The organism is Sodalis ligni (assembly GCF_016865525.2).
Taxonomy (GTDB): Bacteria; Pseudomonadota; Gammaproteobacteria; order Enterobacterales; family Enterobacteriaceae; genus Acerihabitans; species Acerihabitans ligni.
On sequence record NZ_CP075169.1, the window covers coordinates 3,764,835 to 3,779,838 of the forward strand.

Below are 15,004 nucleotides of genomic sequence, written 5' to 3' on the forward strand. Positions count from 1 at the left end.
AGCCCGCCTCTCAAGAAAGCGATATAAATCACATTTTAGAAAGTTAATAGCGTTACTTGTCTATTTTATAACGGGTTCATGCGCTAAATCACACTTTCAAATCTTCACTGTGGACAACAAAGGCGATTAAGTGGATTGTTCATATGTTCAAGTATATAACTTATGATCAAAAATCTTAACCTTTCATAAAGACGAGAGCGAAAACATGTACCGAAAGTTTATCACGCCCTTACCAGCGGCCACTCACTGGCCGGGTTCAAAAGGCTGCCGTAGGCCGCACGCCCTATATCACATTCTGCACGTTCTTCGCCATCCTGGTTTTGCCAGGATATATCGGGTAAACGGGACATTCTTGATGAATAAAGCGGATTGGAGGGTTCTATGCTAGACGGAATGATCAAACGGATTGGGCTGTCGCCAAAGCTTATGCTAGGTTATGCCGGCGTGCTGGTATTTATGATGGGCGAAGGATTGGAACAAGGATGGCTTTCACCCTATCTGATCAACAAAGGATTGACTATTCAGGAAGCCGCGCTGTTATTCAGTGTTTATGGTCTTTTTGCCGCCATCTCCGCCTGGTTTTCCGGTGTATTGGCGGAAATCTTTGGCGCGCGCCGGACCATGCTCACCGGGTTTATACTATTCATCATCGGTTCGGTCTTTTTTCTGTCGTTCGGCCTGCCCAGCAATAATCTTTCTATCATGATCCCCACTTACGCGCTGCGCGGTTTGGGATATCCGTTATTTGCCTATGGTTTCCTGGTATGGGTTGCCTATGAGGCGCCGCCGAAAAAATTGGGTTCGGCGGTGGGAATTTTCTGGTTCGTTTACAGCGGCGGGCTGAGCGTGCTGGGGGTACTTTACTCCAGTATTGTATTACCGTACCTGGGGGAGATTCACACTCTCTGGAGCGCGCTGGCATTCGTCGCGATCGGCGCGATGATTGCTTTATTGTTGAATCGGGGCGAGAGCCATGCCGGTAAAGACAGCCATCAGGAAAAAACGTCGATAAAGTATGTGCTCAAAGGCATCACCATCGCCTTTGAAAACCCGAAAATTGGCCTGGGAGGCATTGTCCGTACCATAAATACCTCGGCGGCCTATGGCTTTGTGGTATTTATGCCGATGTACATGATGGAGATCGGTTTTACCCGCGCCAATTGGTTACAAATGTATGCGGCTTTATGGACGATGAATATCATCTTCAATCTTATCTTCGGCATTATCAGCGATCGCCTGGGCTGGCGTAATGTCGTGATGTGGTTTGGCTGTGCCGGTTGTGCCATCACCACGCTGATGTTTTATTATATCCCGCATTTCCTGGGGCCAAACTATCTTCTCACCGTCATTTCCGCCGGATTATTCGGTATCTGCCTTGCGGCATTTGTTCCTCTGTCGGCCATTATGCCTTCACTGGCGCCGGAGAATAAAGGCGCGGCCATGTCGGTACTGAATCTGGGCGCCGGGCTGAGTACGTTTGTCGGTCCTGCCGTGGTGGGACTCTTTATCGGTAGCTTAGGCAGCGGCGGCGTTATCTGGATTTATACCGGCCTATACCTCTTTGCCGGCGCATTGATGAAATTTATTACCTTGCCAAAAGCGCTCCCGGAAACGACAAAAATTGTTTATACCACCGCCGAAAACAACGTCCGGCCGAGGGTGAACAATAATGAGGGAGGACTTATAGTCAACCAGCAATCTGAACACTAAATGGGTTGTCCCCCCCCCTTAAGTCACCGCCCCCTATTCATGAGGTAGCGGTGGCGGCATAGCATCCGGGCAGGCCTTTACATATCCCAGAATCGCGTCTTCAACCATATGGTCTGGATCGTTGATAATTCTATTCATTACGGCCTCGTCTTCTCTAAAGTAAGAAATTATTGAATGGTATAACCACCGCTGACAATCAACCATATGAACAACTATAAAACATATGAACAGTCAAATTATTGACAAAGACTGCCACGCCTACGGATAAATTTCGCTACACACCTCGAACCTTTTCTCCTGGTCGCTTAAAAATAGCGATATACCCCGCATAATGGCAATTTCTCTAAAAGAATGGCTCGCAAATGGCAAAAGAAACGATGTATCATAAGAACACATTATGAACATATGAACATATGAGAGAACGATATGAAAACCTCGATTGCCATCGGCTGTGACGACGCCGCCGTGGAACTTAAGCTTCTTTGAAGGAATTCCTTAAAACAAAGGAATAGAGGTGGTTGACTACAACATCCCCCAAGGAAGCGACTATCCGGATATCGCGTTTCAAGTCGCGCTGGCTATTAAGGAAGGCAAACATCAGCGCGGCATTCTGCTGTGCGGTACCGGCATCGGCATGAGCATCGTGGCGAATAAAGTCCCCGGTATCCGCGCCGCACAATGTTATGACACCTACTCCGCACAACGGGCCCGCAAGAGCAATAACGCGCAAATCATTACTCTCGGTGCGCGGGTAACCGGACCGGAACTGGCAAAAACCATCATCGAAGCCTGGCTGGAATCCGAGTTCGCCGGTGGCGGTTCAGCCCCCAAAGTAGAAAAAATCGGCTACTACGAACGCCTCGCCGGCCGGAACTGAAACCGCTGTGCAGAGGTACCCTAGTTTCATTTCTTTAGATTGAGTTAAGGAACTTCCAGATGAATCAATTAGACGCACTCAAGCAAATGACCGTCGTGGTTGCCGACAGCGGTGATATCGACTCTATCCGCCGGTTTGAACCCCAGGACGCCACAACCAACCCTTCCCTGATCCTGAAAGCCGCCGCGCTGTCTCAATACAAGCCCCTGATTATCGAAGCGCTGGATTACGCCCGCAAGCAGGGCGGCTGCAAGGAAACCCGGCTCATCAACGCCTGTGACAAGCTGGCGGTCAATATTGGTCTTGAAATTCTGAAAACCGTGCCCGGCCGTATCTCCACTGAAGTTGACGCCCGCATGTCGTTCGACCGCGGCATGTGCGTCGCCAAGGCCCGCAAGCTGATAGCCCTGTATCAGCAACAAGGCATCGATAAATCCCGCATCCTCATCAAGCTGGCTTCAACCTGGGAGGGCATCAGGGCGGCGGAAGTGCTGGAAAAGGAAGGCATCAATACCAATCTGACGCTATTGTTTTCCTTCGCCCAGGCTCGCGCCTGCGCCGAAGCGGGCGTATTTTTGATTTCACCGTTCGTCGGCCGTATCTATGACTGGCATCAGGCCAGGCAACCGGCCGCCGACTATGATCCCGAGCAGGATCCGGGGGTGAAATCGGTACGCGCTATCTATGACTACTACAAACGGCACCGCTACGAAACCGTGATCATGGGCGCCAGCTTTCGCCGCGTACAACAGGTTCTGGCGCTGGCCGGCTGCGATCGGCTGACCATTGCGCCGAACCTGCTGGCAGAACTCAGGCAAAGCGACCAGGGGTTTGAACGTAAGCTGATACCCAGCGCTGAAGCCGTTCTTCAACCTTCGCCGCTGACCGAGGCCGAGTTCCGCTGGCTGCATAATGAGGACGCCATGGCGGTGGAAAAGCTCGCTGAAGGTATCCGCCTGTTTGCTGTCGACCAGCGCAAGCTGGAAGACTTGCTGACCGCTGAACTGTAATTATCCCGGATAACATAGCTATGTTATCCCGCAAAAGGCTTGCCAACGCCATCCGCGCCCTTAGCATGGATGCGATACAAAAGGCCAAATCCGGTCATCCGGGCGCCACCATCCCTTGCCACGACCCCGAGTGCGGCCTTTAACCAGAGAAGCCGGTATTAGCACTCAGGCGGTCTGGTAGAAGACAACGCGCGGCGGGGATCAGTCAACCGGCGGATAGCCGCGGGGATCCTGCGCCGCGCTCAGTTCAGCAGGCCATTGCAGATAAGCATCGCCAGCATACCGCCGATGGCGGGGATAAAGGTCCGCCGGACAATCATAAACGGGGAACACTCGCCGGCCTTACTGACGGCGATAATGACGCCGGCCACCGGTGATATGGCCCGTCCCATCCCGGCCATAAGCTGCATCGGCAGAATCATGCGTACCGCGTTTTCGCCGAATTTGGCCGCAATGCCCGGCGCCAGGCCGGAAAACGAAAAAAACGCCGCCACGCCGGACCCGGTCAGGGCCGCGGTCACACACACCAGCAGCGCCATTACCACGGTCATGCTGGCAAAACCATAGCCGGCGGTCTGGACCGTATGGATGATAAAATCCACGGCGCCGATGATTTGCAGTCCCTGGGCAAACACATCCGCGCACACCAGCAAAGAAACGATACTGGCGAACATATTGCCCATGCCCTTGAAAAACACCTGCACGCCCCGGCATGCCGTTTTAACATCCCGTTTCACCAGCAGTTCGCAGAAAAAGGCCAGTAACGCCCCGATTATCATGGCGGTCACCACATCAATTTTGATACTGCTGACAATCAAGGGACTGAAAACCAGCACCAGCACCACCGGGAAAACCGGCAGCAGGGCATAAAAGCCCGGCACCCGCTCAACCGGCCCATCGGCGGGATGCTCCGGTTCCTGCTCGCCGGCCGCAAATCCCTCTTTGGCATCAAAATAGCGGGCGGTGAAAAAGATCAATATGGCCACGGTCAGCATAACGCCGACGGCAACCGGCAGCTGGTAATGGGCAAAATACACCGCCGCCTCCATATTGGCGTGCTTGGCCGCCAGGTTAGCGGTGCCCACCGCCGGGCCGAGATCCATAAAAGCCGACATCCCTATCATGGAAGCCGCGGCCGCTTTGCTGACCCCTAGGCGCACCAGAACCGGAAAAAAAGTCACCAGCAATAACATGGCGAGACCCGCGGCGCTGGAGATGGCGACGTGCAGCAATTGGGACAAAATATACCCTATGGACAAAATGACATAGGGCGCCTTTATCATTTGCAACGGCTTGATGCACAGATTCACCATGGCGTTGGAGGCTTTGATATGATCCATATAATCAGCGAATCCCCCGGCCGCCATGATGATCAACCCCACGCCGGCCACCTGGGTAGTCAATGATTCTTTGACAAAAGCGAAAATATCCCCGCCCACCCAGCCGATGGAAACCGCTTTGCCATATAAAATTGAGCGCTGCGGAAAAAATATCGCCGTCATCAACAACAGGCTCAATCCCGCCAGCAGCAGCACCGTTTGCGGCTGATAATTTTTAATAATGAACCAGGCGGCAAAGGCGGTAACAATCATCCCGATAATAAATCCGGCCATACTCTCCTCCTTTTATTCCGTGCCATCATTGGCGATGAAGTCTCGCAGCAGAGAATTGTAATAGCCGGGAGCCTGAAAATACGGCGCATGCGCCAATCCCGGCATTTTGATATGCCGGGTAAAAGCAACCCCCGCCAGCAGGTCGGCGGTCAGCCGCGGCTGAACCACCGGGTCTTTTTCCCCCGTCAGTATCAGCGTCGGTTGGGATATTTTCGGCAACAGCGGTCGGTTATCGGCAAGCTGTAGCATTCTCGAGGCGCGCCTGAGCCCTTCCGGATGGGTCTCGGCGGCGATATGAGCCGCATAGGACAGCACCTCGGCCGGGATATCAGGAAAGGGCAATAAATCACGGGCCCGGTTCCAGCCATAGGCCTCGGGGCCTATTTCCTGTAACTCCCGCAAACGCTTTTCCAGCTTTTCGGAGGCCGGCGCGTTTTCCGGCGCTCCGTATCCGGGATGCGTACAGGATAATACCAGACGCCGTATTTTCTCCGGATACCGCACCGCGTACCGGCTGGCAACCGTCCCGCCCATGGAGTGGCCCACCAGAGTTATTTTTTTATCGCCGTATCGCCCGATAAATTCATGTAATGCCAGGACATATGCATCGATATCCGCCGGCACCAGCGCGGATTCCCCATACCCCGGCGCATCCCATGCAGCGACATGATAAGCGCCGGACAGCCCGGCAAACTGGAATGCCCAGGCTTTTGAACTGCCCAACAGTCCGTGCAGGAAAATCACCACGTCGCCTTTGCCGCAGCATCGATACGATAGCATACCCTGGCTGGTGACCATTAATTGCTGTGGCGGACAGGCAGGAACCTCTTTACTTTCAATATTCATAATTAGAACCTTGTAATGTAAATTAGATAATAATTATCTTGAATTAATCCCGTAGTACTATGCTTAGACAATACAATAACCGGCAACACGCTGCCTGAGAGTACTGTATTATTAATAAAGTAAAAGCCGGAGCGCGTAAAAACATTTAAAGGCGTCGGCCTGATGGTCAATGGTTGGAATGAAATCGCGGTCAGCGCATATTATTTGTTGAATACATTAAATTCCTCAAATAAGGATTCCATCACCTGGAAATTATCTCCCAGCTCTTTACCTGTCACCTCTCCCATATAATTTACCAACGCTTCAATCAGAACGAAGCCGGCGCTTCGGCTGTTGAATAGCCCTTTATGCCGGCTTTCCGTAAGCAACACCACGCTGGCGAAATGGCTGAAGGGGTTAACCTCACGGTCGGTTATCACCACCGTATCTCCCCGATGCTGGTGAAACCATCGCACCAGGCGTGTGGTGACGCTTGAAAACCGGAAATAGGAAATGGCCAATAACACGTCGCCCCGGCGGGAATCCACCAGCTTATGGGGCAGATTACCGATATTGGCATCAAGCAACACGATATCTTTCTTGATATAGCGGCCCAACAAATAAAAATACTCCGCCAGTGCGTTAGCGCTCGCGCTGCCGATAACATAGAGCCTTTTTTCAGGGTCGCAAAGCAGTGCGATCGCCTTTTCAAGGTCCTGAGCATTCATTTTATTCAACGTATCAGTGATATTATCCGTGACGTCGGAGAAATGCCTTTGCACATAAGCCATGCCGCTTTGCAGATTATTTTCTTTATTAAACCGTTCTATAGGGAAATATTTCGGTAAAGCTCGGGTTTTATCGTGGCTTTTTAAAATCCTGAAAACCATTAAAACCGATTTTTATCATGAAACGGCCCAAGGTGGACTTTGCGATGTTTATTTCACTGCAGATATCAACCACTTTACTGTACGGAAGGGAAAGAAAGTGCTTGTCAAGATAATCGATGACGCGCCGATCGGTCGCAGTCAAATTATCCAATTGAGCGACACGTTGAAAGAATTCTGTTTTGTTCATGCCATTCTTCCCCGATGTAAATCCCTGAGATATTAATAACGCAACCCAAAAGTTATTAAAGGGGAATTAGGAATTCCCCTTTCAGAATGTGCGTCATCTCTCATTCCCAGGGTTCGGTCCGGTCCCTGGTGTCAGGATACATGTCCCCCCATCAGAAACTCTAATGGAATAATGGGGACACGCTGTAGCGGTGGGAGTAAAACATCTATATCAGAGGGTAAACACAGTGCGGCAGCGGCTGTCATCCTCATTCCAGGCATTTTCTACTTCGCTTAACGGACGCAAACGGAATGGAATGGAGAAATCGCTCTGTGCAGCGGCTTGCAGGAGTTCACCCACTGAAGCAACCAACTCTGCATTTGATACGCTACCCAGACCACTCCCCATTAAGGTCAACCCTGAAGAGCGCAGCAATTTGCTGTGCAATGAAATTTCTTGGCCGCTCAACGAGCCGATTTGCACAAAGCGCACCACCTTGTCGCCTCCGGCAACGGCAGACATCATGATATCCAGTGCGCTCTGTCCCCAGAGATAATCCAGTACCACATCGATACCCGCCTCCATCAATGCCGGCAGTTGCGCCGATAATTCATCCAGCGCAAGAGTGATATCCGCGCCTTGGGTACGGAGTTTTTCCAGCACTTCTTTATTACGTCCGGTTGCAATGATTTTACCGGCGCCCAAGTGACGGGCTATCCGCACTGCCAGGCTGCCGGATGTGCCGGTGGCACCATTAATCAGAACCGTTTCACCTTTGCGCAGCTGCGCCCGGCGCGTTAATCCCGTCCAAGATGACATACCGGGATTACCTATTGCGGCCGCCATTGAAAAGTCAAGCGTTCCCGGTAGCGGCACGATACTTTTGGCCGTAACCAGCGTCATCTGCGCCATACTGCCAAAGGGAGAACCAAATGCGAAAAAAAAGACCGGATCGCCGTTACCGAGATAACCGGCGCCATCGATCCCGGGTATAAACGGATATTGTATGTCGGAGCTGTAATGGGTACCCGCAGCCCGTGCTTTAGCCAACTGACTTATCGCGGCAGCTTTTACCTTGACCACCAGATGCTGTTCGTCAGCGAGTGGATCGCGGAAATCACCGTAGATCGGCGTTTCACCTTTCCCATTTACAATGGCTGCTTTCATTTTTATCACCTTCTCTTTATTAAATATAAGTGTATAATACACACATTAACCTGAACGGCGTCAATGAAAAAAGTGCAAAATACACATAAAATCGCAAATTTCGAAGAATTACATGATGATATGCTGGCTATCGTCGGTGCTTTTAACCGTCCGCAACGGGATGAAGTGATGATAAAAGAATCCGGTATTCATCTTGACCGCGCGTTGTTTCCACTTCTGGTGCTGATAAGCCGTTTTGGTCCAATGGGCGTTGGAGAGCTCGCCGACCGGGTAGGCCGTGATTACACCACGGTGAGCCGTCAGGTGGCAAAACTAGAGAAAACCGGTCTGGCGCGGCGACAAAAGAATGTAAAGGACAAACGGATCAATGAAGCCGCCATTACCGCAGAAGGGAAAAAGATGACCGATAAAATTGATGAAACGCGCGCACAAATTTATGGCAGCATCTTCCGGAACTGGCCAAATGATGAGAGCAGTGAACTGGAAAGACTGTTGAAAAAGTTTATAGCGGATTTCACCACGCTGGAGGGAAAAAAAACCGGTTGAATCGAGGGCAGCCCCCGGAATGTCCACGATCCCAAGGGCTGTCTATTTCGCCCAGTACGCTTACGCTTACAGTCAGGGCAAGGTTCTGTTTTCTTACTTGATATCGGTTGACTGCGACAGCTCCCGCCATTCGCCCGCGCTGCGGTGAAGCTCATCTGCCCGCGCCGCCAGCGTCTCGTAGGCGTTCGTTCCCGCCGCCCATCGCACCGGCGGCTTCTCATCCCCAGCGAGCCTGACCACGGCCCGGCCGAATTTAACCGGATCGCCATCCTGGTTGTGGTTCGCATTATCTAGAGCCTCGCGCTTGGCCCGGCTCGACTGTTGATAATCATCCACGACGAGATCGCCATAGCTCACCGAGGTGGACTCGAGGAAATCGGTGCGAAAAGGCCCCGGATGGATGCAGGTCGCCTTGATGCCGAAAGGTTCAAGTTCGATGCTCAGGGATTCGGACCAGCCCGAGACCGCAAACTTCGTCGCGCAATAGATGGATGCACCGTCAAATCCGGTGATACCGCAGGTGGAAGAGACGGTAATGACATGGCCGGAACGCTGCGCTCGCATTAAGGGCAGCACTGCTCGCGTGACATTGAACACGCCGAACACATTCGTCTCGAACTGTTTACGGATAAGTTCTGGCGACAGCTCTTCAAACGCGCCCAGTTGACCGTAGCCGGCGTTATTGACCAGAATGTCCAGTCGGCCAAACTGCCCAACCGCCGCGTTCACCGCCCTTTCCGCCGATGCATCGGACGTAACGTCCAACTGAACCGCAGACAACCGCGCGCCATATCCCTCCAGTGCGGCAAGTATTTGCCCGGGCCGGCGAGCGGTGGCAACCACGTTGTGTCCGGCTTCCAATGCTGCACGCGCAATTTCGAGGCCGAGTCCGCGACTCGCACCCGTAATAAACCAAGTCTTCATTAACGTTTTCTCCCCGGTGACTGAAGCTGCGAATCGCAGCTCATGGGCCAGATACTAAAGCCTGCGCCGAAACCGGCAAAGACACGTTCCTTCCCATTCGCTGCCTGATTCTCTTGCTGCCGCCCTGCACAGGCCGTAGCCTGACAATTTAATGCGTACCAAAGGCCGGCTGGCGCAAAGGCTATAGACGGGAGAGGGATTGGACGGGATTTATTGCCCAATAGTATTGATCGCCCTATAATTTGTGGCGCCATCGCTTGTATCGGCACTTTCAGTGTGTTTCAGGAGATCCCGGCCATGCCCGCCCCGCCCATTCATTGTTCACGCCAAAGGCTGGCCGCCAGGATCCTGTCGCTGACTGCCGATACCGAAGTGCTGCCGACAGCAATTCCCCATGTCACCCTGTTCAGGCGACCGGGTCCGGTGGCGCCACAGGCGGTGGTCTATGAGCCGAGTCTTGCGATTATCGCCCAAGGTAAAAAAAGGACCCTTGTCGGGAACGAGACCTATATTCACGACGATGCCCATTTTTTGCTGACATCCATAGACCTCCCCACGATTGCGGAGGTGCTGGATGCCAGCAGGGGCGCGCCCTATCTCTCCATACTGCTGAAACTCGATTTGCAGGCGGTGCGCGAATTGATGGCAGAGATCGATACGCTCGAAGTCGATCCGACCCCGCAAGGCACCGGTCTGGCCATAGGCCCATCGACGGAGGCTTTGTTCGAAGATGCGGTTCGACTGCTTGAACTGCTGGACACACCGCAGGACATTCCTATCCTCGGGCGGCTTATTCTCAGGGGCATTTTTTATCGGGTTCTGACCAGCCCCGCCGGCGCTCGCCTTCGGCAGATTATCCATACCGGCACGCAAAGCCATCGTATCGCCAAGGCGGTCAATTGGTTAAGGGAAAACTATCTGCAGCCGCTTCGGGTTGAGGAGCTGGCAGCCGTGGCCAACATGGGGGTCTCCACGCTTCATCACCACTTTCGGTCCCTTACGGCTATGTCGCCTCTGCAATACCAAAAACAGCTGCGTTTGCATGAGGCGCGCCGACTCATGTTGAGTGAAGAACTCAATGTGAAGGCAGCGGCGATACGCGTGGGCTATGAGAGCACCACGCAGTTCGGCAGAGAGTATCGGCGCCAGTTCGGCGCGCCGCCCCTGGCTGACATCAAAGCGCTGCGAAGCAAAGACACAGCGTAATCATCGGCGGGACTAACGCCATGAAAGACGTTTTATTACGACCCTCGCTAAATGATGTGCCTGAGGATGAATTATGATGTGCCGCTCTGGAGGAGTTTACACCATGTCCTTATACGTTCATCTGTAAGATCGGCTTGGTTAACTTCATCAATCGCCAAGCCGACAAATTCCTTTTATTTTCCATCAATGATTTTTGTATTGAACTCATAACCGACAATAGGCCACCGGCCTATTACCTGAGCGCCCTGCTCGATTACTATATCATGCAATATTCCCATCGCATCCACAAACCATTCGGAATAACCCAATTGATCGCCCAAGCCAAAAAAAGCCACTGTCTTATGGGTGAAATCGAGTCCATCAATCTGTTTCCATGCATTTTGCCATGAGGACTGTATTTCACCGTAATCCCAGGTAGGAAGTCCAAATATAATGAAATCATAGTCCATTACAGTATTCAATTTTATATCTTCAATATCAAAGAGGTCTGCATTCTCAAAACCAGGACATTCCGATATTTTAGCGGCAACCCGTTCGGTATAACGCGTGGTACTGCCATAAACGATGCATGTCTTTAACATGGTTTCCTCATGAGAAAAATCGGTGCCGGTGTTATCCGGCACAGGTTTCGCCGGGTTATGCCACAACGGGTCTGGCGTCGGCTTTATCGTGCTGCGGGTCAACAATCGTCACCCAGATAACGGCAGCGGCGATGAGATCCAGCACGCTCAGAGCGATAAAAAACGGGGTATAGCCAATCTGGTGCACCAATAGTCCCATCACCAGGGTGAACAAGAGTTGGCCCAGCCAAGCGGCAGAGCCGGCCATGCCGCTTACGGTAGCGACCTGGTTCTTTTTGAACAGGTCAGAGGCCAGCGTCATGGCCATGGTGGAGAGCATTTGATGCGCAAACCCTCCCACACTGATTAGGGCAATCGCGGCATAGGCGTTCTGGACAAAACCCACGGCACAGAGCGACGTCATCAGTACCGCGCCGATGGTGAAACTGATACGGCGCGAATTGACCGTTGTAATGTTAAATTTGGTGATGAGTATGTTTGACAACATCCCGCCCGCAATGCAGCCGATATCCGCCGCCAGGAAAGGCAGCCAGGCAAACATGGCGATGTCTTTCAGCGGCAGATTTCTGACCTGGATCAGATAGAGCGGGAGCCAGAAGCTCAGCGTGGCCCACACCGGGTCGGAGAGAAAACGCGTTGTGGCAATACCCCAAAAATTACGCTTGCGCAGTAATTCTTTCAGTTTCGGGCGTTTCTCGCCATCCGCCTGCAGACTCGCCTCTTGACCGGAGTAAATGTACTCGCTCTCCGCCTCACCCAGCCAGCGGTGTTTTTCCGGCGGCCGATACAAATAAAGCCACAAGAAAGCAAAGATGATGCCCAACCCGCCGGTGATTAAAAATGCCGCCTGCCAGTGATAGGTAAGAATCGCCCAGACCACAATGGGCGGGGCCAGCATCGCCCCGAATGAAGTACCGATATTAAACAAGCCGCCCGCGATACCGCGCTCTTTGGAGGGGAACCATTCCGAGGCGGTTTTAATCCCGGCCGGGATGGCCGCGGCTTCGCTGAAGCCAAGCAGGCCACGACAAAATGCCAGGGTATGCCAGTTAAATGCTAATGCGTGCGCCATATTGGCAAATGACCATGCTATGGCAAAAATAAAAAACCCAACTCTTAATCCCAGCGTATCAAGAATATAGCCGCAAATAGGCTGGGCGGCAGTATATGCCATTTGGAATGACATAATTACCCATGAATATTCTTTTTCGCCGATATGCAATTCTTTAAAAATTGTGGATGCCGCCACCCCCAATGAGCTTCTGGCAAGATAATTGATGGCCGTGCCGAGCGCCACCATACCAATTATCCACCATCTCAGGCCTTTTACTTTCATTCTTTCACCTTTTTGGAAGACAGGAGTACAGTACATAATTTTCCTAAAGGAATTATGTATGTAAGATTATTCAATCTTAATTGCTGGAATAAATTTTACCGGTCAAGAAATCCGGCCAGTTTTTCTCAAAAACTATTTTTCTGATATCAATCATTTTTCTGAGTGGTTTTTTATTAATAACGAATGTGTCCTCCTTATAGCTTATCGTTAATTTGACATGTTTATCTTCTTCTCGCTCCGGCCTGAAACGCCATTCTTCACAAATTCCATGCCGGGTGTCAGGAACACATCCCCCGGCACTGTCCAGAATGATCCGCGCACCGCGACTGCCGCCCCCTTCCAGCACGTAGTGTTCCAACATAGTCAGCACCGCCGACGAAGCCAGCGCCAAATGGCGCCACATAAACAGTTCACTGACTTCAGCCGCATGACTTATGGATATACCGCCGGCATAGACTTTCCCTTTCAGAAGGTCTGCCTGCTCGCGAGCAGAGGAAATATCCGCGGCTGAACACAGAAAGCCCGCGTAATCGGACATCCGATTTTGTATATCATCACGGATGTCACGCAAGGACATCCCTCCGTCATTATTGATGGACTGCCGAATAACAGTATTTATCTGGCGGAGGGCCTCGCCGGCAAACGCCGCCGGGGTTTCCGGCGTCACCCGCTGGCCGGTGCCGGCGATGTAGCGGGCGGTTCGTACCGCGAAGACCTGTCCCGCATTGAGTGCCGCCCCGCCCGGACGCGTCACGCCATGAGTACCGGCCGCTTCCCCGACGGCATGACAGCCCGGCAAAGAGGACTGTCCCCAGATATCAACCTCTATGCCGCCATTCATGTGCTGATTGTTCATAGCGAGCTGAAGCGGTGCGGCGGCCAAATCATAGCCATGCATGCCATACAATGAGATGGCCAGGGGGTTCATCTGACGCAGACGCTCAATGGGCAAACCGGCCAGCGCGTCATTGCTTTCCAGATAGGTCCTGACATCCTCATCCAGTCGGCTCAAGTCAAAAGGCAGATCCACGGGCACGGGCTCTGGGTTACGCAGAAAATCCATGAACACCTTGCGACCCAGCGTTTGCTGTTTCGCTATGGCCATATCCACCAGGCTGGACCCGAAATCGAGCGTACGCGTAGCGTGGAAGGGCCACTGATATCCTTTGCGGAAGATATTCGAGGCCAGCTCCTGTGTAGTCCGGTAATATTCAGCCAGGAAATTATATTCCCTGCCCCTTTCGTCCGCTGAGTAGATATAAGGGATAACCTGAACATAGGTCCCCGACAGGTTCCATGGGAAAGCGGTTCGGGGAGTGCCGATGCCAAACTGGCTTTCGATAATATTGGCCAGGCTTATCCCCTCTTCGAGGGCCAGGCCCAGCGACCCAAAACATTTCTTCGGATAAACACTGTCCCGGTACATCTCACCCGGACCACCGGTGGCCAGTACGACATTGGGTGTGAGAATCACGGCGAGGCCGTAGGTGTTTTGGCTACGGGAACCGGTAGCGACCACCAGCCCCGCACAGCGTTCCGTACCGGTATCGTCATGGCGGCGCAGAAGCTTCAGTGCGGTCGCGCCGCTCAGCAAAGGAATGTTCAGTTGCCGGACTTCATCCAACAGCACTTTCACCATCAGACGAGAGGTTCTCGGACCACAGGAGGTGGCCCGGCCCGCCTCGTCATGGTCAGTCTGATAACGCAGGATCCCGCCGAGCTTATCCTCCGGCAGCTCCAGCCCGAGATACTGCAGACCCGCCAGGGTATGAATGGAGCCCACCGCTTCAACATAGGCGGTATCGGCATCCATGCCGCCTCCGCTGCCCAGAGCCTCGGCCAGTTTCAGAAAATTGTCCCCTTTGCCGGAGGTGGCCGCGGTAAAGAGGGTTTGTTTATCCGATCCTGAACAGGCAGAGGTCCCCATATAAAGTCCTGCTGTGGCGATCAGTACGTCAAGGCCGCGGCGTCTGAGCTCTACGGCGGCACGCAAGCCCGCCGCCCCCGTGCCAACCACCACGGCATCGGCACGGTAGACCGGATAGCTTTCACCGTCCTGTTCCAGAACGTCGTTGTATTCTGCGGTATTAAAACCTTTCGGGAAATTTACGCGGGTTAGCGCGTCGAGGATGTCTGCGCTGACGTGGCTCATA

Annotated in this window: 13 protein-coding genes and 2 pseudogenes; 6 read left to right on the top strand and 9 right to left on the bottom strand. The window is 52.7% G+C overall.

Annotated features, from left to right (window positions below; genetic code table 11):
- The first annotated feature begins 381 nt into the window (after positions 1–381).
- From GTU79_RS17545 to GTU79_RS17560, 4 genes and pseudogenes are all read left to right on the top strand, one after another.
- A complete protein-coding gene (locus GTU79_RS17545; RefSeq protein WP_132927685.1) occupies positions 382–1,710 on the top strand; it encodes an MFS transporter in 1,329 nt (442 codons plus the stop codon).
- A 426-nt stretch (positions 1,711–2,136) separates the two neighbouring features.
- Positions 2,137–2,587, top strand: a pseudogene (rpiB, locus tag GTU79_RS17550) (ribose 5-phosphate isomerase B).
- 59 nt (positions 2,588–2,646) lie between these two features.
- Positions 2,647–3,597 (top strand): transaldolase, encoded by a 951-nt coding sequence (tal, locus tag GTU79_RS17555; RefSeq protein ID WP_203523268.1) that lies wholly within the window; start codon positions 2,647–2,649, stop codon positions 3,595–3,597.
- 20 nt (positions 3,598–3,617) lie between these two features.
- A pseudogene (locus tag GTU79_RS17560) lies at positions 3,618–3,722 on the top strand (hypothetical protein); the annotation flags it as partial.
- A gap of 117 nt (positions 3,723–3,839) precedes the next feature.
- On the opposite strand, the gene dcuC reads toward GTU79_RS17560, so the two are convergent.
- The 5 genes from dcuC to GTU79_RS17585 form a co-directional block, all read right to left on the bottom strand.
- On the bottom strand, positions 3,840–5,210 hold the full coding sequence (dcuC, locus tag GTU79_RS17565) for a C4-dicarboxylate transporter DcuC (protein ID WP_203523269.1): 1,371 nt from the start codon (positions 5,208–5,210) through the stop codon (positions 3,840–3,842).
- Between the two features lie 12 nt (positions 5,211–5,222).
- Positions 5,223–6,056, bottom strand: coding sequence for an alpha/beta fold hydrolase (locus GTU79_RS17570; protein WP_203523270.1), 834 nt, complete (start codon positions 6,054–6,056; stop codon positions 5,223–5,225).
- Between the two features lie 200 nt (positions 6,057–6,256).
- Positions 6,257–6,826 (bottom strand): MurR/RpiR family transcriptional regulator, encoded by a 570-nt coding sequence (locus GTU79_RS17575; RefSeq protein WP_214513202.1) that lies wholly within the window; start codon positions 6,824–6,826, stop codon positions 6,257–6,259.
- Positions 6,827–6,893: 67 nt separating this feature from the next.
- On the bottom strand, positions 6,894–7,112 hold the full coding sequence (locus GTU79_RS17580; protein WP_214513203.1) for a MurR/RpiR family transcriptional regulator: 219 nt from the start codon (positions 7,110–7,112) through the stop codon (positions 6,894–6,896).
- Positions 7,113–7,322: 210 nt separating this feature from the next.
- A complete protein-coding gene (locus GTU79_RS17585) occupies positions 7,323–8,258 on the bottom strand; it encodes a quinone oxidoreductase family protein (RefSeq protein ID WP_214513204.1) in 936 nt (311 codons plus the stop codon).
- A 63-nt stretch (positions 8,259–8,321) separates the two neighbouring features.
- On the opposite strand from GTU79_RS17585, the gene GTU79_RS17590 reads away from it, so the two are divergent.
- A complete protein-coding gene (locus GTU79_RS17590; RefSeq protein WP_214513205.1) occupies positions 8,322–8,804 on the top strand; it encodes a MarR family winged helix-turn-helix transcriptional regulator in 483 nt (160 codons plus the stop codon).
- A 93-nt stretch (positions 8,805–8,897) separates the two neighbouring features.
- Here GTU79_RS17590 and GTU79_RS17595 read toward each other — a convergent pair whose 3' ends face one another.
- Complete coding sequence (locus GTU79_RS17595) at positions 8,898–9,728, bottom strand: SDR family NAD(P)-dependent oxidoreductase (RefSeq protein WP_203523273.1); 831 nt, start codon at positions 9,726–9,728, stop codon at positions 8,898–8,900.
- A gap of 297 nt (positions 9,729–10,025) precedes the next feature.
- On the opposite strand from GTU79_RS17595, the gene GTU79_RS17600 reads away from it, so the two are divergent.
- A complete protein-coding gene (locus GTU79_RS17600) occupies positions 10,026–10,934 on the top strand; it encodes an AraC family transcriptional regulator (protein ID WP_203523274.1) in 909 nt (302 codons plus the stop codon).
- A gap of 173 nt (positions 10,935–11,107) precedes the next feature.
- Here the strand turns inward: GTU79_RS17600 and GTU79_RS17605 are convergent, their stop codons facing one another.
- The 3 genes from GTU79_RS17605 to GTU79_RS17615 form a co-directional block, all read right to left on the bottom strand.
- Positions 11,108–11,557, bottom strand: coding sequence for a flavodoxin (locus tag GTU79_RS17605; protein ID WP_253073349.1), 450 nt, complete (start codon positions 11,555–11,557; stop codon positions 11,108–11,110).
- A gap of 13 nt (positions 11,558–11,570) precedes the next feature.
- Positions 11,571–12,851: an MFS transporter gene (locus tag GTU79_RS17610; protein WP_203523275.1), complete on the bottom strand. Its 1,281-nt coding sequence runs from the start codon at positions 12,849–12,851 to the stop codon at positions 11,571–11,573.
- A gap of 76 nt (positions 12,852–12,927) precedes the next feature.
- Complete coding sequence (locus tag GTU79_RS17615; protein ID WP_203523276.1) at positions 12,928–15,003, bottom strand: FAD-binding protein; 2,076 nt, start codon at positions 15,001–15,003, stop codon at positions 12,928–12,930.
- Between the last annotated feature and the right edge of the window lies 1 nt (position 15,004).